Origin of the sequence: Pedobacter zeaxanthinifaciens (genome assembly GCF_003313335.1) — a bacterium.
GTDB lineage: Bacteria > Bacteroidota > Bacteroidia > Sphingobacteriales > Sphingobacteriaceae > Pedobacter > Pedobacter zeaxanthinifaciens.
Window position 1 is genome coordinate 453,593 of the sequence record NZ_QMHP01000002.1, and the last position, 25,567, is coordinate 479,159.

20 protein-coding genes are annotated in these 25,567 nt (G+C 39.3%); 15 read left to right on the plus strand and 5 right to left on the minus strand.

Translation table 11 applies throughout. The features are described 5' to 3' along the window. Positions 1-80: 80 nt before the first annotated feature. The 7 genes from DUT68_RS04610 to DUT68_RS04640 all read left to right on the plus strand — a co-directional run bounded on the left by DUT68_RS04610 (position 81) and on the right by DUT68_RS04640 (position 14,707). Positions 81-3,644, plus strand: a complete 3,564-nt coding sequence (locus DUT68_RS04610) for a sialidase family protein (protein WP_113636168.1) — start codon at positions 81-83, stop codon at positions 3,642-3,644. Beyond that, on the plus strand, positions 3,641-5,599 hold the full coding sequence (locus tag DUT68_RS04615; RefSeq protein WP_113636170.1) for an FG-GAP repeat domain-containing protein: 1,959 nt from the start codon (positions 3,641-3,643) through the stop codon (positions 5,597-5,599). The genes DUT68_RS04610 and DUT68_RS04615 overlap by 4 nt, the downstream gene beginning before the upstream one ends. A gap of 445 nt (positions 5,600-6,044) precedes the next feature. Beyond that, positions 6,045-9,185 carry a SusC/RagA family TonB-linked outer membrane protein gene (locus DUT68_RS04620; RefSeq protein ID WP_113636172.1) on the plus strand — a complete coding sequence of 1,047 codons (3,141 nt, stop codon included), beginning with the start codon at positions 6,045-6,047 and terminating at the stop codon, positions 9,183-9,185. Positions 9,186-9,199: 14 nt separating this feature from the next. Continuing rightward, positions 9,200-10,786: a RagB/SusD family nutrient uptake outer membrane protein gene (locus DUT68_RS04625; RefSeq protein WP_113636174.1), complete on the plus strand. Its 1,587-nt coding sequence runs from the start codon at positions 9,200-9,202 to the stop codon at positions 10,784-10,786. A 12-nt stretch (positions 10,787-10,798) separates the two neighbouring features. After that, positions 10,799-11,740 (plus strand): DUF5017 domain-containing protein, encoded by a 942-nt coding sequence (locus tag DUT68_RS04630; RefSeq protein WP_157960774.1) that lies wholly within the window; start codon positions 10,799-10,801, stop codon positions 11,738-11,740. Between the two features lie 10 nt (positions 11,741-11,750). Further along, entirely contained in the window at positions 11,751-13,748 is a 1,998-nt protein-coding gene (locus DUT68_RS04635) for an InlB B-repeat-containing protein (protein WP_113636178.1), read from the plus strand. 59 nt (positions 13,749-13,807) lie between these two features. Continuing rightward, positions 13,808-14,707 (plus strand): PorP/SprF family type IX secretion system membrane protein, encoded by a 900-nt coding sequence (locus DUT68_RS04640; RefSeq protein ID WP_157960775.1) that lies wholly within the window; start codon positions 13,808-13,810, stop codon positions 14,705-14,707. 286 nt (positions 14,708-14,993) lie between these two features. Here DUT68_RS04640 and DUT68_RS04645 read toward each other — a convergent pair whose 3' ends face one another. After that, positions 14,994-15,893, minus strand: a complete 900-nt coding sequence (locus DUT68_RS04645; protein WP_113636182.1) for a WD40 repeat domain-containing protein — start codon at positions 15,891-15,893, stop codon at positions 14,994-14,996. Positions 15,894-16,009: 116 nt separating this feature from the next. Here DUT68_RS04645 and DUT68_RS04650 point away from each other — a divergent pair, with 116 nt between their 5' ends. The 8 genes from DUT68_RS04650 (at position 16,010) to DUT68_RS04685 (ending at position 22,036) form a co-directional block, all read left to right on the plus strand. Continuing rightward, entirely contained in the window at positions 16,010-16,891 is an 882-nt protein-coding gene (locus DUT68_RS04650; protein WP_113636183.1) for a MerR family transcriptional regulator, read from the plus strand. Between the two features lie 122 nt (positions 16,892-17,013). Continuing rightward, the gene (locus tag DUT68_RS04655) at positions 17,014-18,498 is read left to right on the plus strand and encodes a phytoene desaturase family protein (RefSeq protein WP_113636185.1); all 1,485 of its coding nucleotides are present in this window, start codon (positions 17,014-17,016) and stop codon (positions 18,496-18,498) included. Between the two features lie 4 nt (positions 18,499-18,502). Continuing rightward, complete coding sequence (locus DUT68_RS04660; protein ID WP_113636187.1) at positions 18,503-19,357, plus strand: phytoene/squalene synthase family protein; 855 nt, start codon at positions 18,503-18,505, stop codon at positions 19,355-19,357. Beyond that, positions 19,347-19,859 carry a hypothetical protein gene (locus DUT68_RS04665; protein WP_113636189.1) on the plus strand — a complete coding sequence of 171 codons (513 nt, stop codon included), beginning with the start codon at positions 19,347-19,349 and terminating at the stop codon, positions 19,857-19,859. The genes DUT68_RS04660 and DUT68_RS04665 overlap by 11 nt, the downstream gene beginning before the upstream one ends. Further along, positions 19,856-20,380 (plus strand): isopentenyl-diphosphate Delta-isomerase, encoded by a 525-nt coding sequence (gene idi, locus DUT68_RS04670; RefSeq protein WP_113636190.1) that lies wholly within the window; start codon positions 19,856-19,858, stop codon positions 20,378-20,380. Before DUT68_RS04665 ends, idi begins: the two co-directional genes overlap by 4 nt. Further along, the gene (locus DUT68_RS04675; RefSeq protein WP_113636192.1) at positions 20,380-20,844 is read left to right on the plus strand and encodes an SRPBCC family protein; all 465 of its coding nucleotides are present in this window, start codon (positions 20,380-20,382) and stop codon (positions 20,842-20,844) included. The genes idi and DUT68_RS04675 overlap by 1 nt, the downstream gene beginning before the upstream one ends. Positions 20,845-20,846: 2 nt before the next feature. Further along, positions 20,847-21,329, plus strand: a complete 483-nt coding sequence (locus DUT68_RS04680) for a sterol desaturase family protein (protein ID WP_113636194.1) — start codon at positions 20,847-20,849, stop codon at positions 21,327-21,329. Beyond that, positions 21,326-22,036 (plus strand): lycopene cyclase domain-containing protein, encoded by a 711-nt coding sequence (locus DUT68_RS04685; RefSeq protein ID WP_113636196.1) that lies wholly within the window; start codon positions 21,326-21,328, stop codon positions 22,034-22,036. The genes DUT68_RS04680 and DUT68_RS04685 overlap by 4 nt, the downstream gene beginning before the upstream one ends. Before the next feature lie 278 nt (positions 22,037-22,314). Here the strand turns inward: DUT68_RS04685 and hisIE are convergent, their stop codons facing one another. From hisIE to hisH, 4 genes are all read right to left on the minus strand, one after another. Beyond that, on the minus strand, positions 22,315-22,920 hold the full coding sequence (gene hisIE / locus DUT68_RS04690; RefSeq protein WP_113636198.1) for a bifunctional phosphoribosyl-AMP cyclohydrolase/phosphoribosyl-ATP diphosphatase HisIE: 606 nt from the start codon (positions 22,918-22,920) through the stop codon (positions 22,315-22,317). Between the two features lie 108 nt (positions 22,921-23,028). Then, the gene (gene hisF, locus DUT68_RS04695; RefSeq protein WP_113636330.1) at positions 23,029-23,784 is read right to left on the minus strand and encodes an imidazole glycerol phosphate synthase subunit HisF; all 756 of its coding nucleotides are present in this window, start codon (positions 23,782-23,784) and stop codon (positions 23,029-23,031) included. A 314-nt stretch (positions 23,785-24,098) separates the two neighbouring features. Continuing rightward, positions 24,099-24,848, minus strand: coding sequence for a 1-(5-phosphoribosyl)-5-[(5-phosphoribosylamino)methylideneamino]imidazole-4-carboxamide isomerase (gene hisA, locus DUT68_RS04700; RefSeq protein ID WP_113636200.1), 750 nt, complete (start codon positions 24,846-24,848; stop codon positions 24,099-24,101). 74 nt (positions 24,849-24,922) lie between these two features. Next, complete coding sequence (gene hisH, locus DUT68_RS04705; RefSeq protein WP_113636202.1) at positions 24,923-25,534, minus strand: imidazole glycerol phosphate synthase subunit HisH; 612 nt, start codon at positions 25,532-25,534, stop codon at positions 24,923-24,925. Positions 25,535-25,567: the final 33 nt, after the last annotated feature.

The window sequence follows — 25,567 nt, forward strand, 5'->3', positions numbered from 1 at the left end:
TTGGCTAACAAGTTGTACGATAGCTGATAGTGACTGACTTAATTTTGGATGAATACTTTCCAAATATTAGGTCTTACTGCATGAACAACGTTAGCGTAATCAAATGCTTTGTCATTTGCTTTTTTCTGTTTTTATCAAATATTGCCCAAAAATCATTGGCGCAAACCAGTTTTCCGGGTACAGTAATTGCCCAAAGTGCAACACCCCTAACCCGTAGTTATGCATCCCCTAGCATCGCAATTTTACCCGATGGATCCTACGTAGTTTCCCATGATTATAGTGGTACAGTAGCTTCAATTTATCGCTCAACAGACCAAGGTGCTACATGGAGTTTTACTACGCAGGTAGCTAATTGCCACTGGGCGGGCTTGTTTGTGCATAACGGTGCACTCTATTTAATGGGTACCTCAAAATCTTTTGGAGATATCGTTATCTACAAATCTACGGATGGCGGTTACAGTTGGACTTCAGCTGTTGATGCTTCTTCGGGTTTGTTGTTTGCTGGGAGATATCACACTGGTCCGGTGCCTGTAGTAGTGCATAACGGTAGGATTTGGAGGGCTTATGAAGAAAGTCCTGATCCGGCTAACGAAAGGGACTTTCATGCTTTTGTACTTTCGGCTCCTGTAAATGCTGATTTACTCGATGCGTCCAGTTGGACTAAATCTAATACCTTACGCTTTAACGAAAATTGGTTGAATGCCAAACGTCCTAACTGGTTTGAGGGGAATATTGTAGTGACACCCAGCGGTGATATCATCGATTTTATGCGCTTGGAAACTTGGCAGGAAGTAGGAGGAGCAATGCCAATAACCACTGGCGGTGCCGCAGGATTGCAGCGTTATGAAGTTGCCGCAAAAATTTCGGTAAGTAGTGATGGAACTACGGTTGCTTTCAACAACAGCGCCTCAGAATACGCTCATTTTCCAGGAGCTGAGTCGAAATTTACCATCAGATACGATGCCACCTCAGGAAAATACTGGACTATTGTAAGTAAAATCAGCGTTTTTACCTCCACTTGGGAAACTTACAATTTACCATCTCATCAACGTAATGTGCTTGCATTATATTCTTCTACAGATTTGGTTAATTGGGAGCATCAATACAACATCATCAAATGGAATGAAGGTTATCCGGCAAAAACTTGGGATGTCTTCGGTTTTCAATATGCCGATTGGCAGTTTGATGGTAATGACATTGTAGCGGTCAGTCGTACATCTTGGTATGGTGAACGCTACCACAACGCAAACCTGATTACATTTCATCGCATTACAAATTTTAGAAGCAAACAACTAAGTGATTCGCCAGCCGATTTGCTGCCGATAACGCAATCGCCGGCAATGTTATCTTGGAAATTTAGCAACCCCGATGCGAGCGGTATCGAAAGTAGCCAAAATTCAACATTTACACATACCAACCTTAGCGTTTCTACATTGAGCAGGGGAACAGGCTTGGCAAATACAGCAAGTTTACAGCGTTCGTTTAATTCCACGGCTCCATCTCCCGCAAATTCTTTTGCTACCGCGATGTCAAACGGCCAGTTTCTACAGTTCGATGTAGCGCCCAAATCTGGTTTTATGGCCTCTATACAAAGTATTGATGTGAAACTACGGCGGAACTCGGCAGGAGCAGTTTATTACAAATGGGCATACAGTACAGATGGTACTAATTTTTCGGAAATTGGAGATTACAACATTCCTTTTTCTGACAGTAATACGGATGGTGTGTTACAATCGACCATCCATGTTGGCGGATTGGTACCGCTACAAAATCTTCCGTTTCCTCAAAAAGCTACTTTTAGATTAGTTTTTTGGGGTGCAAGCAGCTCGTCGGGTGGTTTTGCTATTGGCAGATATGCTTCCCCTGATGATACGCCAAGCCTGATTGTTGGCGGTCAAGTAACTGCAGTACCAACTGTGGCGCCAAATTTGGTTTCCTGGCAGTTTAGTAATGTTAGCGGCGTGGTTGCTGGGGGAGTTAACGCCGATATTAATCACAACAAATTAGAAATTTCTACCTTAAACAGAGGCGCAGGCTTTACGGCGCTCAGCTTATCTAGAGGTTATTATTCCGTAGTAAGTAATTATGGTAGCATTGGGTCAAGCGCTAATTCAAAATCTGCCGCAATAGCAAATGATAACTATTACACTTTTTCGGTAAAACCGAAGACCGATATTGTACTATCACTAAGTGCATTGAATGCTAAACTCAGAAAAAATAGTGCTGGTCCAGCCATGATCAGTTGGTACTATAGTTTAGATGGACTTAACTTCACCGAAATTCAAAAGAGTGCTAACATAATGGTTGGAGATGCTGAAGGAGACATTCAGCCCACGGTGGATTTATCTTCCATTCCAGCACTGCAAAATATTGATGAAACTAAAACAGTAACTTTCCGACTGTATGCTTGGGGCGCAACTACCAGTTCTGGGGGTTTTGGGATAGGCAGGTATCCGGCTGGAGATACCACGCCTAGTTTAGCATTAAGCGGTAATGTGGTTGATAACGGTGTGGAACTGGCCAAATGGAATTACAACTTGGCAGGGAATGACTCGCCTATAAACGCCAATGCACTGAACGCCAATGTACAACAGGCTACCTTGAGTAGAGGTCTGGGTGTTGTGTATGCAAACAATTCAACGTTATCTTACGTAGGTACCTTTGCTGCTGGAGCAAATTTTACTACGGCGCAAAATTCTGGAAGCTATTTCCAAGTGGCACTCACCCTAAATACTTCAAAAAATGTGAATTTAAGTGCTATTAAAGCAAGGTTAAGAACATCAAACGCTGGCTCCGTTAAAAATTATAAATGGTATTACAGCTTAGATAATGTAAACTACTATGAGGTTGCCTCAGGAAATGCAAGCATTGGCTTAACTCATACGCAGGGCGAAGACCAGCCAGAAGTGAGCTTAAAACACATTGCAAATTTGAAAAGCTTAAGTGCCAATGCAACGGTATATTTTAGATTATACGCCTGGGGTGCCGATTTAACCGCTACCACCAGTGAAAGAGGTTTTGGTTTTGGCAAAGGCGAAGATAATGTTGCTGGAAGGGCTGTACTAATCATTACTGGAACAGTAACCGATGAAGTTCAGTCGCTTCCGGTGAAAGACTTAAAATTTGCCGCTCAACTGGATAAAACGAGGGTGCGTTTGCGTTGGACAACCGCTTCTGAAACAAATAATTCGCATTTTGAGGTAACGCGAAGTTCAGATGCCGTTGCTTTTCATCAAATAGGCCTGGTAAAAGGAAATGGGAACGCTGAAACCAAAAGTAGCTACAGTTTAATTGATGAACAGCCCTTGAACGGAGTAAATTACTATCGTTTAAAGCAGGTTGATTTTAATGGAAATGCTACCAATTCTGATATTGTTGCAGTTTCAGCTGGTTTGCTACAGCCTGAATTTAATTTAAGTACGTCAAAGGAAGCAGAGGTATTAAATGTTTTTACCAAAGCGCTGCAGGGAGCAGCAATTTTAGAAGTACATGATATAGGTGGCAGAAAAATATTCAAACAAAAACTTACGCTTCAACCTGGTAACAATCAGTTCACAATTCCACTGGTGCTCTCTAGAGGATTATATTTGGGTAGTTTATGGGTAGAAGGGCAAACGGTATTAGTGCATAAGTTCATCAAATGAGAAAAATTGTTTTTTTAACAGCACTAATTTATGCTGAAGTGTTTGCCGTTAATGCGCAAACTTCATTTTTAAAAAGCGGTGAGCCTATCAAAAACGGAGCGCCAAATGGCATTGGAAACCTAGCGTTGCCATCATTAACAGGGGCTGTTATGGGTACGGCTAAAGTAAATGATGACGATTATCCTGATTTGTTCATGCAGGCTGATATCAGGCAGCCCGGTACATTCTTGTACTATTTCAAGGAGTTAACGGCTGCTGGTGAGCCTGTTTTTTCGCAAGGCATTCAGTTGAAATTGCCCTTTGAAGATACGGGTGAAAACAAAGCTTCAATAATTCAAACCACTAACCAAGACATTTATGGATTTTGGCGTTTTGGCGGTAAGCTGCTTAAAATGGCCGTTCTAAACAAAAAGAACAATGCTTTTGAAAATCTGCAAACCATTAATGTCAATGGCTTGCCTACAGGTTTTACCTCTTTTGGTGTAGTAGCATTTCAAAACAAATATTTGTTTCTCTTTACTGTTGCCAAAGCTTTAAAAGATAATGTGAAAATGGCTGTCGACAGTGTTTATTACACGCCAGAAGGGTTTTGGCCAAATGAGCTTGCGGAGGTTGGTATCTATGGTGCTTTTGTTGATGATATCACAAAAATAAAAGCACTGGATGCAAAACCCTTAACTGAACTCGATCAAACGTACTTCGGCATCAGTGGCTATACGGATTATACAATAGATGGCAAGCAATATGTACTCAGCGGCACTCGGTTGGGAAATATGCATGCCTATCAAATTCACCATAATGGTTTAGATCTTCACTCGTATGTAGTAGATCAATATGCTATTTTGCAGCGAAGCCCATCGGTAGGAAGTTATTTGGCCCATTTCAAAATACCTGGTAAAACCGAAGGCATTTTTGTTTCGGGAGAAGGTAGTATAGTATATTATCCAAGTGCCAACAAGCTTGATGCAAAAGGAAATTTGGTTTTTGGCAACCCTTTGGCAGTCAAGCAACAAAGTCCATTGCTTCATGGTGGCTCACTGGTGGTCCCTAGTTTAGCTGATTGGGATGGAGATGGATTAATCGATTTAATTTCGGGTAATTCTGCCGGTAAAATACTTTTCTTTAAAAACGCAGGCACTAATCAAAATCCTGCTTATCAAGATGCTGTTGCACTTAAAGCCGGTGGCGAAGAAATTCAGATTCAACCGGGTTATCGAGAGGATATCCAAGGTCCTCACGAGGCTCGCTGGGGTTATGTTTGTCCTGTGGTGTACGACTGGAACGGCGATGGCTTACCCGATATTTTAACTGGAGATAGTAGGGGGAAGTTCATGGTGTTCATCAACGTTGGTACAAAAGGCAATCCAAAATTAGCTGTTGAAAAGCCACTTTTTGTGAAAGGCCTCAACTTACACGGGGGTTGGCGCTCGGTTCCGGGTGTGGCTAATATGGCAGGTAAAGATGCTTATGTAATATTGGATCGTGATAATCAATTTCATTTGTATTACAAGATTGATGCCTACAATGTGAGTGATGCTGGCAAGTTAAAACTTACTGATGGTAGCTACATTAATGGGCACAGGCGAAAAGGGGGACAGTATGGTAGGGCAAAAACGCAAATTGTAGATTGGGATGGTGATGGCGTGAAAGACCTGCTGATTGGCACTGGTCGGGGCGCATCAATTCCTAATCCCATCAATGGATTGCCCTACAATCGTAAAAAGAAAAATGAAGGTGCTGCGGTGCTCTTCCTTAAAAATGCAGGTTCTGATGAAAATCCAATATTCGAGTTCCCTAAAATGATGAAGTTTAAGGGGAAAGATATCTTGCTCGGCGCACACGAATGCGCACCTGCAGCTGCCTACATTGGCGGAGATGGCAAAAGTTTAAATTTAGTAGTGGGCACAGAGTATGGTACCTACATGTTTTATGATAGAAAAGACTTGTCGTGGTAACATTTGCCATTAATCGAATATGTTATCAAGCTGGTTTTGTTACACAGTGAGATTGTAATTTACAAACTTTTGTTTTATTGTTGTAATACCAAATACAAACCAACTAAAGCTCAATGTAAGTAAATAAGTGATATGATAAGATGCTATAATAATTAGCTAATAATCACAATTTATCAAGTTGCTTTACCCATTAACTTTACTTGAAGTAAATAACCAAATAAAAACCAAACTTAAAGATTCCAAATCTTTAATGTACAACAACCAATATTGATGATGAATAGGATCAGAATTTCTTTCGTTGCGCTAAAAATTTAAAACAGCAAGCTTAAGCGCTATCTCAATTTAATTAATAAAAAACACAACCAAAGTTAGGCTTTGAGGCATATTTTTTTGCCCATTGTTAAGCCTCACAATATACACGTATGAACCTAAAACTAAAGCAATAATGCGAAATTTGTTACGATCCATTGTGCTTTTGTTGCTGTTATGCGGATTTGCTATTGACAAATTGCATGCACAACAAGGCCTAACATTAATTAACGGCACCGTTACCGATGAAGAGGGTGAAACATTGGTAGGCGTGTATATACGCGTAAAAGAAGATAATAAGCGAGGTGTAGCTAGCGATAAAGATGGTAAGTTTTCCATCAGAGCAAAAGATACTGAAACACTTATTTTCACACTCGTAGGCTATCAGCAACGACAAATCTTAGTAAAAAACTTAGGTAAGGCTGCCATTAAACTTAAAACTGATCCAACATCGCTTAACGAGGTAGTGATTATAGGATATGGTCAAGTTAACAAACAAGACCTTACCGGTTCAGTAGGGCAGGTGAAAGTTGAAGAAATTACCAAAGCTCCCGTTACTTCCTTTGAGGAGGCGTTAGCAGGTAGGGTAGCTGGGGTGCAAGTTACTTCTAATTCGGGGCAACCTGGCGATGAGATTAACATCACCATCAGAGGTGGCAATTCTATCACTCAAAGTAATGCGCCACTTTATGTTGTTGATGGTTTTCCTATTGAAGATTTCAACGCCAATTCCATTAATCCAGATGAAATTGAATCTATCAGTGTGCTGAAAGATGCCTCTGCAACGGCTATTTACGGTACTCGTGGTGCCAATGGCGTAATCATTTTGGAAACCAAGAAAGGAAAAATAGGAAAGCCGCAGGTTTCGTATAATGGTTTTGTAGGTCTGCATCAGGCTACTAAAAAAATGGATTTGATGAATCCTTATGAGTTCGTGAAATATCAATTAGAAAGGGATTTTACGGAAATGAGCGATACTTATCTTACTAGGCCAAACCTTACTTTGGAAGATTACAAGAATGCCGATCCTATTGACTGGCAGGATAATTTATTCACCAATGGATGGGTTCAAAACCACAGTCTTTCGTTAAGAGGTGGCACTGCCCAAACCAAATATGCGGTTTCAGGTAATTTTGTCGATCAAAACGGGGTAATCATCAATTCTGGTTTAAGTCGCCAACAATTTAGGGTAGTTTTAGATCAGGCTATCAATAAAAATCTTAAATTTTCACTCAATGCCAGCTACGCCCGTGATAAAAATTATGGGCAAACAGTGGCAAGTCAGGCCAATAGTGCTAATGCTTACGCAACCTATTTAATGTACCGTGTATGGGGCTATCGCCCATTAAATACCGGCGGGGTTGATTTATTTGAAGATCTTTTTGATGAAGATATTTCAAACGAATCTATCCTGGTAATCAACCCAATTGTATCTACTAAAAATGAAATCCGCCAGCAAACTAGAACTACACTCAATTTTAATGGCGGCATTACCTATGATTTTTTGAAGGATTTTAGGTTAAATATTAGGGGTGGTTTCAACTCCCGCTTAACACGCAACGAAAACTTTAACAACTCAAAAACATACAGAGGCGTATTAACTGCCAATAATTTAAATGGAGTAAATGGTTCAATTTACAATCAAACCTTAAACGATTGGGTAAACGAAAACACGCTGACCTACAAAAAGAAAATCAACAGAGATCACCAATTTGATATCCTAGTTGGTGCTACTGTGCAGGGCAACAATTTTGACGAAAATGGTTTCTTCTCAACAAATGTACCACGAGAAGAATTGGGACTTAGGGCTTTGCAGTACGGAATTCCGAAAACAGTAAGTTCATCCGCAAGGGCAAATACGCTGCTTTCATTTTTAGGCAGAGCAAATTACAACTACAAATCTAAGTATCTTTTTACGGTATCTTTCCGGGCTGATGGTTCTTCAAAATTCAGTGAAAACAACCGCTGGGCTTACTTTCCTTCCGGTGCATTTGCTTGGAACTTGAATAAGGAAAAGTTCATGAAAAACTTGAAATTCATCAGCAACACCAAATTAAGATTAAGCTATGGCGTTACAGGAAATAACCGAATCAACGATTTTTCGAGGCTCCAAAGCTTGGATATTTTAGACTACTACGCCACCAACGGCGGTGCTCCCTTGTATGCAATTTTGCCAGATAATTTAGGTAATGCCGATATCACTTGGGAAAAAACCTCACAGTTTGATGCCGGTTTAGAGTTAGGTTTATTTAAAGATAGGATCAACTTAACAGTAGATGCCTACCACAAAGTAACGGATGATTTGTTGCTGAATGCCAATATTGGTACGCATAATGGCTACAACACACTTTACAAGAACATCGGTAAAATACAAAATAGGGGATTGGAGTTTACTTTAACCACTGTAAACGTTAGAAATAAAAAGTTTTCGTGGACTACCGATTTCAACATCTCGTTCAACAGAAATAAAGTGCTTGAGCTAACGGATGGGCAATCGAGCTTATTATCAGCGGTTACTTTTACAGGCGATTACAATGGTACCAGTCTGTACATTGCTAAAGTTGGACAGCCAGTAGCCTCGTTTTACGGTATGGTTTGGGATGGAAATTACCAGTACGATGATTTCATTAAACGTGCCGATGGAACTTACCTGCTTAAAGGAAATATTGCCACAAACGGTAATGCTCGCAACACTATACAGCCCGGCGATATCAAATATGTGGATCAGAACGGTGATGGCGAAGTAAACGATTTGGATATGGTGGTAATTGGTAGGGCTTTACCTATCCATACCGGCGGTTTCAACAACAATTTCACCTATAAAAATTTCAGTTTAAGCGTGTTTTTGCAATGGAGTTATGGAAATAACATTATGAATGCCAACAGGTTAATGTTGGAGGGGAATCCAGCTGATCGCCCTAATTTAAATCAGTTTGCTTCTTATAATGATAGATGGACGCCTGAAAATCAAAACAATACCTATTACCGAATTGGCGGTGCTGGGCCTAGGGGAGTTTACTCTACTCGCACACTGGAAGACGGTTCATTTCTACGACTTAAAACAGTGCAGTTGAGCTACAATTTGCCCAATAAGCTCATTAAAAAGATCAGTAGTTTACAACTATATGCCTCGGCACAAAATCTTTTCACTTGGAGTAGTTATTCGGGAATGGACCCAGAGGTGTCTACCAAAAATTCCATCCTAACTCCAGGGTTTGATTATTCGGCCTATGCCAGAAATAGAATATTAACCATGGGATTGAAAGTTGCATTTTAATAGGAGGAAGATAAATGAAACACATAAAAATATACTTCATATTAGTTACAGTTGCACTTTGCTTTGCCTGTAATAAGGTGCTTGATATAGATGCAGGAAAATATATCATTTTAGAAGAAGATTATTATAAAACCGAAGAGCAGTTAAACGCAGCCTTGCGTGGTGCATATGCTACCTTAGCCGATGGTTCTTTGTTTGGTAACAATTTATTAGGCCGTATGGGATTGGAGGCCGATGAAGGTTACGAGTCCTATTCATCTGACTTAAATACCGTTGGCGATTATAATGTGTACGCTACTGATTCCAAGATTTTGGGCTACTATCGGGTTTTTTACAGGGGTATCAATAGAGCGAATTTACTATTGGAAAGCGTAGATGACCCTACTATTACTATTACCGCAAAAGAGCGTAATCATATCAAAGGGCAGGCACTATTTTTAAGGGGCTACTTCCATTTTATGCTGGCCAATAAGTTTGGAGGGGTGCCGCTGATGCTCAAAGCTACTCGTTCGGATGCCGTTAAAACGGAAGATTTACAAAAACCAAGAACGGCACTGAAGGATGTTTATGCTGCAGTGCTAAACGACTTAAAGTCCGCTGCTGATTTATTAAAGCCGATGTCGGAAGTAAATACAGGAACACAAGCTTCTAAATCTGCAGCTTGGGCAATGTTAGCCAGGGTTTCTTTGTACATGGCGGGGCAGCCGCTGAATGATGCAAGTAAGTATGCGGAAGCGGCAGAGTGGGCTAAGAAAGTAAAGGATGCAAATTATCATGCCTTAAATCCTTCTTACGAAAAAGTATTTGTGAACTACGCTACCGACGTGATGGATCCAAAGGAGAGCATATTTGAAGTTGATTTTTATGGAAACGGAACCGGGATCTACGCCTCTACAGGTGGTATGGTTGGCCGAAACAACGGGATTGCCTACCCTTTAGATAGTAGCAACGTAGGCTACGGCATTGGTGCAATCAGGTCAACCTCTTATTTATACAATTTATATACTACAGGTGATACCAGAAGAGATTGGGCAATTGCGCCTTATTACTACACGGGTACACCAAGGGTAAAAACCAATTGGACAGCCCAACAAACCACTTTTGCGAGATATAGTGGGAAATTTAGACGAGAAAGTGAAATTCTTCTTCCAAAAAGCTCGGCATCCACACCACAAAATTATCCGTTAATGCGCTATTCAGATGTGCTTTTAATGTATGCGGAGGCGTTAAATGAAATGCCTGGCGGCGATAAAGTACTGGCTTTGGAGCAAATAAATGTGGTGCGCAGAAGAGCAATTCCGGTGGGAAGCCCAGATAGAGAGTTGACAGTGACCGATTACACCGGTTTAAAGGATGCCATTATAGAAGAAAGGGCAAGAGAACTCTGCTTTGAGGGCTTGCGAAAAAATGATTTGGTGCGCTGGGGGATTTTCACCAGTTCGATGCAAAGCCTCAATAATCAAGTTCCAATTGGTACCTCATCTTACATTATTTCAGCTAGGGCTTATTATGGTAATGCCAAGCCTAGAGATGTAGTGTGGCCAATTCCTACTTATGAAATGACGGTAAATAGGTTGTTAACACAAAATGTTGGATGGTAAGATATGCTTAAAATGAAAAGGATAAAGTTTTTATTAGGCTCAATAGCATTGATTTCGTTGCTAAGCTGCGAAAAAGAATATGACGTAAAAGTGCCATCGGTTACGGTAAGCGTAACTAAACAAAATTATAAGGTAGGGGATACCATTAATTTCAAGTTTGATGGCGACGCAGATTTCATCACTTTTTATTCAGGTAATAAACTGAATGACTATCAGTTTGCCGCAAACGAACGAATTTATGATGCCGAAATGTTGCTGTCGTTCAGATTTGCCAAATATTCGGGAGTAAACTCAAATGTGGCGCAGCTCAAATATTCTACAAATTACAATGGTGCTGGTACCATTGCCGCAATCGAAAGCGCCACGTGGACAGATATCTCTTCTAATTTCACCTTTCCAACTAGCATCGGAACCTCCACCGCTGATGGTGTAAATTCAGGTAACTTCAACATCAACAGTCTTTTCGTAAATGATAGTACGCCAATAACTTTTTGCTGGTTTTTCAACACTCCAGCTGGAGTTCAACGAACACAGGCTTACGTAGAAGGATTCAAGATATTTGGGAATGTAATTTCTGATCAGAGTTTATCTGGAGATATCTACACTTTTGGCGATATGGGCTTTAAAGTGGTGTACGACGCCACGCAATTCACCGATAGCGGTACAAGTTTACCCAATGTTAACGCCACTAGGATTTTATGGACTGGCGTTTTTAACAATGTAATTGCCAAGCAGGGCTACGCGGTTTCAGTACCTATTTTCAGAAAAAATTCCGTTAATCTCGGTATCGATAAACCTATTGTTGTCAAATCTGTAGCTGATCCTGAATCTTCTTCGTACAACTACGTTTACACGCAGCCAGGGACTTACAAAGCCACTTTTGTAATCGCGAACAGCAGTGTATATGGTAGAAAAGAAACCGTAAAACAAATAGATATTACCGTTGAACCTTAATAGCCTTTAGATGAAAAAAATACTCATATTTCCGATATTGATGTTGCTTTGTTTGGCGCAAGGGTACGCTCAAATCTTCTCGCAAAACTTCAATAGCTCAAATAATTTGGCAGATTATGCCGTCTTATCGCCAGCAACTGGTGCCAATCAATTTACTGCATTTACCATTTTTACACCTACCAACAATAGCATGTCTATTAGCAACGGTAGGTTATTATTCGCAAAAGTAGGTAATGGAGGTTCGTCGCATATTGTTCGTAATGCCGATTTTGCAGTCACCCCAAAATTTTTAGTTTTTAAAGTGCTTATCGATTTTCAGGATATCACAGGTACACTTACTACAAGCAACATCGGGATATTATTTGGTAAAGAGTTTATAAATGATGCCACCTTTCCCGATGCCACAAAATGTCATACGCGTTTTGGTATCAGCACCAGAAATGGGGTATTCACCATCAATACAGTTGCAAATACGGCAACCGCAACGCAATGGTCATCTATCGAAAGCTCGTCGCAAGAGTTTTCTGGCGCAAAAGAACTTTCAGTATTCATTAATAACACTGGAAATACTCAAAAATATAGCGCTCCAAACGGAACCATCCAAGATTTAGAAAATAACAGATACGCGGTATGGGTTGGTAATGTGGTAGCCATTAATAACCAACCAAGTTATGGTCCGGGCGTAGATTTGAAGAATTTCAGAATTAGCTTCAATGCCAATGGTGCCACAACAACGCCATTCTCTTACAAGTATTATTTCGATGATTTTAACATCTACAACGAAAGTGCTTTGCCACTAATTGTGAGCTTTAATAGCAACGGAGGTACTTCTGTTAGCGAAATTTATGCCGCTCAAAATCAAACTATTGCATCTCCAACGGCGCCTACTCGTACTGGATATACTTTTGGAGGCTGGTTTAAAGATGCCAATTTAACCACCCCTTGGAATTTTGCTATTGATGTAGTAACCGCCGCCACAACTTTGTTTGCCAAATGGAACCCAATACTTTATACCGTTAGCTTTAATACTGATGGTGGCACGGCGGTAGCGCCTGTTCAGGTGGCTTACAATAGTACTTTTGCTGCGCCAACGCCACCTACCAAAACTGATGTTATTTTTGGTGGTTGGTATAAAGATGCCGCACTTAGCACGGTTTGGAATTTCGCCACTGATGTGGTTTTAGGAAGCACTACCTTATATGCAAAATGGAATGATCCTCGTCAAAGTATCACGTTTCCGGCTATTGCCGATAAAGTTTACGGAGAAGCTCCATTTGTACTTACGGCCACAGCCAGTTCCGGACTGCCAGTAACCTATACCGCTTTAACCAGCAATATTACCATTAATGGCTCAACAGTAAACATTATAAATACTGGTTTGGCTACCATACGAGCAACACAAGCGGGTAATGCAAGTTATACAGCAGCACCTCCCATAGAAATTAGTTTTACCATTAACAAAGCGCCTCAAACAATCACATTTAATCAGCAAGGGCCTTTTAGCAGATATGCAGGCATAGTAACATTAAATGCTGTGAGCTCTTCAGGTTTGCCCGTTACTTTCGTGGCTAATAATCCCATTGTTGGCGTAGTTACGGCAGACAATAAATTGCAAGTTAAAGCACTTGGTACGTTAAAAATTACCGCTTTGCAGGCAGGTAACGAATTCTATTTGCCGGCAACTAATGTGGATCGAGATATTCTTATCCATACGGCAGGTAGCGCTCAACTCTTAATTTCCGCGGCACTTTCTCCAAATGGCGATGGTGTAAATGACGTTTTTTTAATTGAAGGTATAAATGCTTATCCTGAAAACGAGCTACGCATTGTAACGAGAAGCGGAAATTTAGTATATGAACAAAAAGGCTATGATAATGAAAAGGTAGTGTTTAGTGGAAAAACTAACAACGGCGATCAGTTGCCTAATGGCACCTATTATTATGCTTTAGCCTATAAGCAAAATGGACAATGGTTACAGAAAAAAGGCTATTTCGTGCTTAAGTTTTAATGTTCCATTCAAAACAACAATGCTTTAATACAAACATCAGTATTTCTAAACTCAACGAGATGAAACTCAAATTTGTCCTAATAATATCATTCAGTTTAAGTTGTTTATATGCTACAGCACAGCAAACAACTAACTATACGCAGTACAATAATGTAGTGATGCCGATAAATACAGCGGCAAGTTTTTTAACTCAGCAACCGCAGGTTAACGTGGTTGGTCGCTACCAGTGGGTTGATTTGGAAGGGGCGCCAACAAGTTATCGCTTAGCGGCGAGTTTACCTTTAGTCAAGTCAGATTTGCGTGTGGGTATTAACCTAAAACATGAAACTGCTGCGGTAGAAAACGTAGGAGAGGCCTCTGTTTTTGTGGGTAAATCGATACGATTAGCCGCTGAAGACTATCTGGCACTTTCCTTAGGTGCTGGTGTGAGTTACTATAACGGCAACTTTTCTAGACTTTCCGTGTCAGACCCTTCTTTCGCAAATGACCTAAAAGAAACCGATGGCATGCTTTCGGCAAGTTTGATGTATTATCGTCCGGAGAAATTTTATGCAGGTATTGCTGTGCCTCGTTTAACATTTTCCAAATTGGGTTTAAGTAGCAAAGCTCAAAACTATGATGTAAATAATCTTTACCATTTTACTGCGGGCGCCGTTTTTGCTTTGGGAAATGATTTTGATTTGAAGCCGGCAACTTTACTTAGCTATGCTAAAAATCTCGATTTTCAAGCGAACTTATCAGCCATGATTTATTTGAAAAAGACTTTTGGCGTGGGCGCTGATATAAGAACCCAAGGGGAGATGGCTGCGTTAGCGAGTTTGTTTGTGAAAAACCTAAATATTGGCTTTGGATATCAGTTTGCAACCAGCAGTAATGTGCAAAATCCGGTTTTCAGTAATAGCACTTATGAATTTAGCCTAACTTACCGTTTCGGCAAAGGATTTGGAGGGTTGTTGTAACGCTATATATTCCAAGGCTCATTTCGGTAGAGTTAAGCGCTATTCTTTAAAGATTTACAATGCCTTGTGGTTTGTCCTGAGCTAAAACGTTGCGCTATTAGTTTTCACCGTTTGCATCTACTTTCGTTGTTTCGTCATTCCGAATTTATTTCGGAATCTTAAAACACTAGTACGTTTAAGCCATCTAGCGATTAACATCAACCCTTTTTAGGTAGAATTGTAGATCACGAAGCTGCACTAGTTTAAGGCTTCGGTTAAACCGACCATTGACAAATACCACAGATCATCATATAACAAGATCCCAAATCATCACTTTCTTATCATCACCAGTAGAAATCAGTTTACTTCCATCGTGGCTCCAACATAACTTATTAACCGAATGGCTATGGCCTATCCCCATTTTATCAATGCTTGCAATTTTATACAACTTGAAATTATTGGCATCCCACAACTTAATGCTTTTGTCCTGACTAGCAGTGGCAAAAAATGGAAGCGTAGGGTGAAAAACAATGTCGTAAATGCCAAATAAGTGGGCTGAGATGTTATTGGTCATTGTGTAATCCGTTAAGTTCCAAATTTTCAATTGCGCATCTCTACTTCCTGATATCAAATAATCGCCATTTGGGTGGTAAGCCAAGGAAGTGATGCCCATGGTATGCTCCTTCAAAATTTGTTTTAAACTGTAGTCTTCCGAATGATAAACGTGTATGCTCCCATCTTTGCAGCCAAAAGCAATCTCCTTTTCATTTGGAGAAACTGCTATGCACCGCACTGTATCTGTCGATATTTCAAGTCGATATAACTCTTTGAAATCAGATAACGACCAAATTGCTACACTTCCATCTTCACTGCTGGTTAATAATTCATTTTTATAGCCAATGGTTTGCATCCCAAATATGGGTTTAGGGTGGGCATTTATTCGGTAAGTTATTTCTTGTGCCAAAAAATCATAGACAGAAAAAGCGCCACTCCTTTCGGCAACAAATAGCCTGTCCTCAAAGTTGTGCAAGTAATAAACAGAGCTTTGAACTGGCATTTTAACCATTACAAACGCCATTTTGCTTAACGACCATTCCACTACACCTTTATCATTTCCAGCGGTAAAAAATATTCCCTCTTTAGCGGATTTAGTTAACGCATATACTGGATTTTGATGACCTGTAAAAGTGTGAAGGTGTTTTAGCATGTGGCAAAAATACGGTTAATCTAACCAAATAATACCTGATTAGAGATGATTTAGAAATTCGAAAACTTTTTTTGTTTAAATTTGTATGATAAATATTCAACAAAACAAACGTTTGTATGGCAGTGCTGGCCCAATATTCCATCAAAGATCTCGAAGTGCTTACCGGCATTAGGGCGGCTACACTAAGGATGTGGGAAAAGCGCTATCAGGTAATCAAACCGCTTCGTACACAAACCAATATCAGGTATTACAACAATATCCATTTAAAAGCTTTGCTGAATATCAATGTGCTCAACAGAAATGGAATAAAAATTTCGCATATCGCTAAAATGAGTAACACTGAAATTGCCGAGAAGGTAAAAGATTTCAGCTTTGTTAGAAGTGGCGACGAAGATATTTTTGATGGTTTAATGCTGAGTATGATTGATTTAGATGAAGCATTGTTTCATCAAGTGTTTTATAAGTCGGTAGCTCGTATGGGTTTCGAGGCTACGATTAATAACATCGTTTTTCCATTCTTCAGTCGTATTGGGATTATGTGGCAAATTGATGCCATCAATCCAGCTCAGGAACACTTTATGAGCAATATGGTACGACAAAAGCTCATTGCTGGTATAGATAATTTGCCCATCGTTGCTGATCCGAAAGCAAAAAAGGTAACCATGTTTTTGCCTGAAAATGAACTGCATGAACTGGGAATGCTTTTTTTGAATTACATATTAAAAAATAAGGGCTATTCAATAGTATATCTAGGCCAAGCGGTGCCATTATCTGATTTACCTAAAATACTACAAATTAGCAATCCCGATATCTTAATCTGTAACATTTCAAACGCTATGTCAGAAGCTGACGCTACAGAATTCATTAGTAAGATGAAAGTTATCCCTAATGTAACGAAATTTTATTTGGCAAGTGCTTCTTTGTTGGAACATAATTTGAAATTACCGCCCAATTTTCATATATTTAGTAACCTAAAAAGCCTAGCATCAGAATTTTAATTACTGTTTTTGCAAATCGCTATTTTAAAACGAATTGAAATAGTTTTGTAACTTTTATTTTGTTTAATCTTTTTTTTAAAAACTTAAACAAAATTTAGCTTATGTTTGTTAGGTAATAGATTATGAGCGCTACATCCCCAAATACAATAGTAATAGGTGCCGGTTTTGCTGGCTTAAGTGCTGCAATTACCTTGGCTGAGCTAGGGCATAAGGTAACCGTAATTGAAAAAAACAACACCGTAGGTGGAAGGGCCAGGGTTTTCCAAAAGGATGGTTTCACATTTGATATGGGGCCAAGCTGGTACTGGATGCCTGATGTGATGGAAAGTTTTTTTAAGCAATTTGGAAAATCAACTGCCGATTACTTTAAACTCACCCGATTAGATCCATCCTATCAAGTAATTTACGGCAAAGCCGATGTTTTCGAAGTGCCAGCAAATTACCAAGCGTTACGCAATGCTTTTGAGGCAATAGAAAAAGGTAGTGCTGAGAAGTTGGATCAGTTTCTGAAAGAAGCCCAATACAAATACGAAGTTGGAATAAACGAATTTGTGCACAAACCAGGATTGAGCATTATGGAGTTTGTGGATTTAAAAGTACTTAAAGCTGCCACAAAATTAGATCTGTTGCAATCTTTCGCTAAGCATGTGCGTCGCTTCTTCAAGTCTCCAAAGTTGCTCCAGTTAATGGAGTTTCCCGTGTTGTTTTTAGGGGCCATTCCCAAAAATATTCCTGCTTTATACAGTATGATGAACTACGCCGATATTAAGTTGGGTACCTGGTATCCAATGGGTGGTTTTGGAAAATTGGCTGAGGCAATGCATCAATTGGCGGTAGAAAAAGGAGTAGAGTTTGTGCTGGGCTTTGAAGTTACCGAAATGCAAATTGCTGATGGCAAGGTGACACAAGTGGGAAATGATGTAGTTGTTTTTAACGCCGATTACGTAGTTGGTGCTGGAGATTATCACCATATAGATCAAAAAATTCTGCCTAAAAATTATAGAAATTATACGGAGAAATACTGGGATAAACGCGTAATGGCGCCTTCATGCCTATTGTATTATGTAGGTGTAAATAAGAAATTACCAAAGCTGCAGCACCATAATTTGTTTTTCGAGAACAACTTCGAGCAACATGCCAAAGCAATTTACGAATCGCCAGAATGGCCAGAAAATCCGTTGTACTACGTGTGTTGCCCGTCAAAAACTGATGATACCGTTGCGCCGGATGGGATGGAAAATCTGTTTTTGCTTATTCCAGTTGCACCAGGGTTACAGGATACAGAGGAAATTAGGGAAAAATATTTCAATCACTTAATAGAAAGATTGGAAGAATTTTGCGGAGAAAAATTTGCCGAAAACATCATATCTAAAACTACCTATGCTTATTCAAACTTTGTAGATGATTATAATGCCTTCAAAGGAAATGCTTATGGCTTGGCTAATACGCTTGGTCAAACAGCAGTTTTAAAACCATCTATAAGAAATAAAAAAATTAAAAACTTGTATTACACGGGCCAGCTTACAGTGCCAGGTCCTGGCGTACCGCCTGCTATCATTTCAGGTCAGGTAGTAGCCAATTACATTGCAAAGCACCATCAAAAATAATTTTATGAAAGCACTTTTCGATCAAGTTTCAGCAAAATGCAGCCAAATTACTACGAAAAAGTATAGCACATCTTTTTCGCTTGGAATCAAGTTCCTATCTCCAAGCATTCGCCCTGCAATTTTTGCAATTTATGGCTTCGTTAGGCTTGCCGATGAAGTGGTAGATTCTTTTCATGGCTACAATCAAAAAGGACTTTTGGAGCAGTTGCGTAAAGAAACTACTGCAGCTTTGGAAGATAAGATCAGCTTAAATCCAATCATCAACAGTTTTCAGCAAGCGGTACACCAATATAGTATAGATGTAGAGTTAATCGATGCTTTTTTAGATAGCATGGAGATGGATTTGGACAAACAGGTGTACACAAAGCAGTTGTATGATAAATACATATTTGGTTCTGCGGAAGTAGTGGGTTTAATGTGCTTAAAGGTTTTTTGTAATGGTGATGTGAACGAGTACAACAAGCTTCGTCCGGCTGCTATGAAGTTAGGTTCTGCTTTTCAAAAGGTAAACTTTTTAAGGGATATCAAAGCGGATCATATGGAGTTGGGAAGGATGTATTTCCCTAATATGAACTTCAATCATTTTACGGAGCAAGATAAGTTGAATATAGAAGATGAGATAGAAGCGGAGTTTGACGATGCGCTTGAAGGGATACTGAAATTGCCAAAAACTGCTAAAAAGGGCGTATATTTGGCCTATATTTATTATCGGTCACTTTTTAGAAAAATTAAGGAGATACCTGCACAGCACATTATGGAAAGAAGGGTGAGGGTGCCCGATTTTCAGAAAGCATTGCTAATGCTAAATACCTTTTTTGTGCCGCAGGGTTCCGGAACTTTGTCAACAGATGTTAGCTAAAAATTTAGTACTGCTATTGTTGTTGTTTACATTGAGCGCAAGCTCACCTTCTGCATCAACAAAGCAACAAATTAGAGAAATGTACGCCAAGTCTTATAGTTGTAAGCAAACTACACAACAATTGCTAAAGTTGTTGGCCGTTCAGGAGCAAAATGCATTTACGCTTGGTTACACTGGTGCTGCAAAAATGATGATGGCTAAACATGCCTTCAATCCCTTTACCAAAATCAGCAACTTTAACGCAGGTAAAAAACTGTTAAATGTGGCAATAGGGAAGGATAAAGCAAATACCGAGTTGATTTTTTTAAGGTATGCCAATCAGGTTTCAGCACCTTCATTTTTGGGTTATGACGATCATATTGAAGCTGATAAGCAACTGCTGTTAAGAAGTTTAGCAAGCAAGCAATTGGACGAACAACTTGCGAAAACTGTAATCTCCTTTCTGCAGCAGCAAAAATTAACTACCACAGAAAAACAACAATTAACGAATCTCACTCAATGACTGAAAAAGTAATATTAGTTGACAGCAACGATGTGGCCATTGGATTAATGGAGAAAATGCAAGCACATGAGCAGGCACAACTCCATAGGGCTTTTTCGGTGTTTTTGTTGAATGATAATAATGAGGTGTTGTTGCAGCAACGGGCATTAAGCAAATACCATTGCGCTGGCATGTGGACCAACACCTGTTGCAGCCATCCCCGAGAAGGGGAAACGCTACAAAAAGCCGTAGATAGGCGCCTGTTGGAAGAAATGGGGATCAGTTGTAAAACAGATTGGTCTTATAGCTTCATCTACAAAGCGGATGTTGGTAATGGATTGGTGGAGCATGAGTTGGATCACGTTTTTTTAGGTCGATTTAATGAACAGCCAAAACCTAATATTGAAGAAGTAGCGGATTGGAAATACATGTCTGTAAATGAGTTGAAAACAGATTTGGCTGATTATCCAGAAAGATATACACCTTGGTTTAAAATCATTTTTAATGAGGTAACCAATAAAGGAATTTTAGAACTAGTTTAATGAAAACTTACGAGTTATACCGAGAAACAGTGTTGCCAATATCCTTACTAGAAGCGTGGGACTTTTTTAGTAATCCATTTAATTTGGCTAAAATAACACCTAATGATATGGGTTTTAAGGTGGTAAGTAAAAATTTGCCCAAACAAATTCATAATGGTTTAATGATTCAATACATTGTGAAGCCGCTTGCTGGTATTCCTTTAAAATGGGTAAGCCAAATTAGTGCGGTAAATGCACCGTACATGTTTGTTGATGAGCAACTAAAAGGGCCTTATGCCTATTGGCACCACGAACATACCTTCGAAGAGTTTGAGGGAAAGGTTTTGATGAAAGATAAGGTGATTTACGCTGTTCCACTTGGAATTTTGGGAAGAATAGCCAATACACTCATTGTGCGCAACAAATTAGAACATATATTTAACTACAGGACAACAAAAATACTCGAATTGTTTAAGGAGAAATAGTAATGGTGTGGACAGCAATTGCGATAATAATAATCACTTTCGTAGCTATGGAATCCGTAGCTTGGCTAGCCCATAAGTATTTGATGCATGGGTTTTTATGGTATTTACATAAAGATCATCATAAAAAAGATGATGGACAGGTATTGGAAAAAAACGATTTTTTCTTTTTACTATTTGCTACTCCGGCCATCATCTTGTTTTTAATCGGAACGGTTTATGGCAATATTGTGATGATGTCCATAGCTGGTGGCATTACCCTTTATGGATTTTGTTACTTTTTAGTACATGATATTTTTATCCACCAGCGTTTTAAATGGTTCCGTAATACAAATAACTTGTATCTGAAAGCAATAAGACGTGCCCATAAAATGCACCATAAACATTTGGGCAAGCATGACGGCGAGTGTTTCGGCATGTTGTGGGTGCCTTTTAAATACTTCAGGGAAGCTTATCGTTACCAAAAAATGCAACAACAGAAGCAATGAAGCAGTACACGTATCTTTTAATAGATTTTTTTACGGTTATTGTTCCGTTTATGGCTTCGTTCCATCCAAAGCTGATGTTTTGGAAAAATTTTAAAGCATTTTTTCCGGCCAATATCGTAATTTCATTAGCCTATATCTTATGGGATGTATGGTTTACAGATAAGGGAGTGTGGGGTTTCAACCCAGATTACTTAGTTGGCGTTTATCTTTTTAATTTGCCAATAGAGGAAGTGCTTTTCTTTATTTGCATTCCTTACTCTTGTTTGTTTTCTTACCACTGTTTTGGTGTTTGGAAAGAGAAAAATCTACGTAATTATAAAACTGACCTGATTTCGGTTGTACTTATCCTGTTAAGTGTTTCGCTAGCTGGTTTTTTCTACGATAGGATGTATCCAATGGTAAGTTTTAGCTTGTTTGCTGTTTTGGTAGCTTATTTGGCGTTTGTGCTAAAGCCTAAATGGTTAGGTCAGTTTTATTTTACCTATCTCATTATGATTATTCCATTTTTAATTGTGAATGGAATATTGACTGGCACCGGGTTGGATGCGCCAATTGTTTGGTATAACAGCGAACAGATTATCGGCCTCAGAATTAAAACTATTCCCGTTGAAGATGTATTTTACGGGATGGGATTGATAGGCTTTAACTTATTGCTATACGAAGGATTGCTGGCGAAAAGAAGCGCTTATTCGATGAATTTAGTGTAATCTAACGTGAGTTCGGGATAATAGAATTATGCTATTTGCTAGCGAATGAGTAGGCAATGGCATTTCAATATTTCCGTTTGCCTTCTACACTGATAAACGATGTAGCGAAAAATCCCAAACTAAACTGAAACGTCATCGATTTTAGCTGACTTAACTTATTGTTTGAGATTGCTTCGCTACGATCGCAATGACGTTGTGTTTTATTCGCTCGCCATAAATATTGCTGCAATGCTGACCGAGTATATCTTATCAGTCTTTTAGCAAGTTGTCGCTAAAGACTACTTATGCCTTTTTTCTAGGTTTTCTGCAATATCCTTTAAGCTTAATTCTTTTTCTCTTAACAAAAACATTAAATGAAAAAGTAAATCGGATGCTTCATTTATTAAATCCTCTCTAGTTTCTGCTAAAGCTGCAATTACAGTTTCTACACCTTCTTCTCCAACTTTTTGCGCAATTTTATTGAGGCCTTTTGTACGCATTTTGTTAATGTAAGAGCCTTCAACTGGGTTGGCATATCTGTCGTTAATGATATTCTCCAACTCAAAAATAAAGTTCTGGTTATACGCAGTTTTAAAGCAGCTTCTTGATCCAGTGTGACAAGTTGGACCTATTGGATCGGCTTTAATTAAAATAGTATCGTTATCACAGTCTACATCGATGGAATGCACAAATAGGAAGTTTCCGCTCTCTTCGCCCTTGGTCCACAAACGATTTTTAGACCTCGAAAAGAAAGTTACTTTGCCTTCTTGTTGTGTTTTTTCAAAAGCTTCGGCGTTCATGTAGCCCAACATCAACACCTCTAAAGTTTGGTTGTCTTGAACTACTACAGGCACTAAGCCATCTGTTTTGGTAAAATCTATTTGGTTGGTATTGATGTTGCTCATTTGTTTGTTTTTATAGTTGCGGTCATTTTTCGAGCTTTACGCAGCAATCTTAAAACTTTAGCTTTTTATCGCTTTAGGATTGCTTGGTACCTCACAATGACAATCTTTTTATAATCTTACTGGAATACCATTCCTGCTCAATTCATTTTTTAAATCTGGAATCAGTATTTCACCATAATGAAAAACTGAAGCAGCCAAGGCGGCATCTACATTAGCTTTTTGGAAAACTTCAGTGAAATGGTCCACACTTCCTGCTCCACCTGAAGCAATGATTGGGATATTGATGCTATCGTTAATCTTCTTTAGCAAACCACAATCAAAACCAGCTTTGGTACCATCATGATCCATTGAGGTTAGCAATATCTCTCCTGCACCCATTTCTTCTGCCTGCTTTATCCATTTTTCGGTTTCCAGCTCCGTAATCAATCTACCACCATTTAAATGTACCCAGTTTTTACCGTCTACCAGCTTGGTGTCAACTGCTACCACAACAAATTGAACGCCAAATGCCTTAGCCAATTGTTCAATTAACTGAGGGTTGCGTACCGCTGCCGAGTTGATACTGATTTTGTCGGCACCGGCATTGAGTAAAGCCTCTGCATCCGCAATTTCAGTAATCCCACCGCCAATAGTGAAAGGGATATTCAATTGTCTGGCCACCGCTTTCACCATTTCAATCATTGTTTTACGGCGTTCATGTGTAGCGGTAATATCTAGGAAAACTAATTCATCAGCACCTTGTTGGGCATATTGCGCCGCCAGTTCCACGGGATCTCCAGCATCACGTAAATCAACAAAATTTACACCTTTAACCGTTCTGCCGTCTTTTACATCCAGGCAGGGGATGATTCTTTTTGATAGCATATTCTCTGGTCCCGTCATTGTGAGGTACGAAGCAATCCTAAAGCGGTAACTAGCCGACGTTGTAAGATTGCTTTGTGCCTCGCAATGAAGATGATGTCTATTTTTTTAATTTGTTTATAGCTCCAATAACCGTTAATATTATTCCTAACAGAAATGTAGGAACACATAATATAAAGGAATATTCTCCAGTTACTGTCATAAGTTTGGTAAAATCTCCACGATAGCTAAACATGTGTATGCCCCAAAAGAACATAGCTATGCTTATCAAAATTATTGTTAGCCCTATAATGAAGATTGTTTTGAATTTCAATTGCTTATATACTACTCAACTGTTTTAAATTCCAATTTTTTACCTCTTCAATGGAAATACGGTTTTCGTAAATTGCTTTGCCTACCACCACGCTTCTAATTGGCAGTTGTGCTAATTCTTCAATATCAGCCATAGAACTTACACCACCCGAGGCGATCAGTTTGATCATAGGGGAGTGGTCCATCAGTTTTTGATAAAGCTCAATCGCCGTTCCACCCAATTTTCCGTCCTTATTAATATCTGTACATAAAAATCGGAAGAAGCCTAAGGCCAAGCACTTATCCACATAATCCATTAATTTAATTGGCGAACTTTCCATCCAACCTGAGTACTTTATTACTTCGTCCAGTACATCAATTGCAATTACAATTCTATTGGCATAATCATCTTTTTTAGCAAAAGCTTCGCTTAGCTGAGGTAAAAAATCGGGGTTGCTAATAGCTTGCGTTCCTACAATTACACGATGGATGCCCGCATCAAGAAGGTTGGTTACTTGCTCAATAGTACGGATTCCACCGCCATATTGCACCTTCATTTCCGTTTTTTTAATAATGTCAAAAAGTGTTTTTTGATTGCTGAAATCGCCTTTGGCACCATTTAAATCTATGATATGGATAAAGTCCGTACCGTTGGATTGGTACTGGTCAATCATGTCTTCGATAGAAACATTATATTCCGTTTTTTGGTTGTAATCGCCCTCGCGTAGGCGTACTACCTTGCCGTCTAAAATATCTATCGCTGGAATAATATACATCGTAATTAAGGTTTAAAGTTTAAAGTCAAAGATTTAAAATAAAATATTGTTTTGCACTGTGTTGTTATCAATGATCATATTAACGAAAAGTTTTTCAACAGCTGCTCTCCAGCCTGTCCCGATTTTTCTGGATGAAACTGAACGCCATAAAAATTATCTTTCTGTATTGCAGCCGAAAATTTGTTTCCATAATTCACCGACGCAATATCAAAAATAGGGTTATATTCAATAAAATAAGAATGCACAAAATAAAACTGTGCATCAGGTTTAACATGCTTAAACAACGGATTGTTTGTAAAATTAACATTGTTCCAGCCCATGTGTGGAATTTTGATACCTAGCTCTCTGTCAAATAGTTTGGTTTGCAGCGGTACAATGTTGAGCAAGTCCGCATTTCCCTCTTCAGAGTGAGCGGTAAGTAATTGCATTCCCACACAAATGCCAAGTACAGGCTTTTCCAGCTGCTTAATAGCTTCGACCAAGCCAGTTTGCTTCAATTTTTCCATTGCGGCACCTGCGTGTCCAACCCCAGGAATAATGATATGGCTGTACATTTGTAGTTCCTGCTCGGTGTTTACCATACCGTAAGGAATCTGTTGGCGTTCCAAGGCCGCTGTTAACGAGAAAATATTGCCGGCACCATAATTTACAATGCCTATCGCTTTTTCTGTAGGTTTATCGATCATTTTTTTATTTTATTTGAAAACCGATGTGATGTG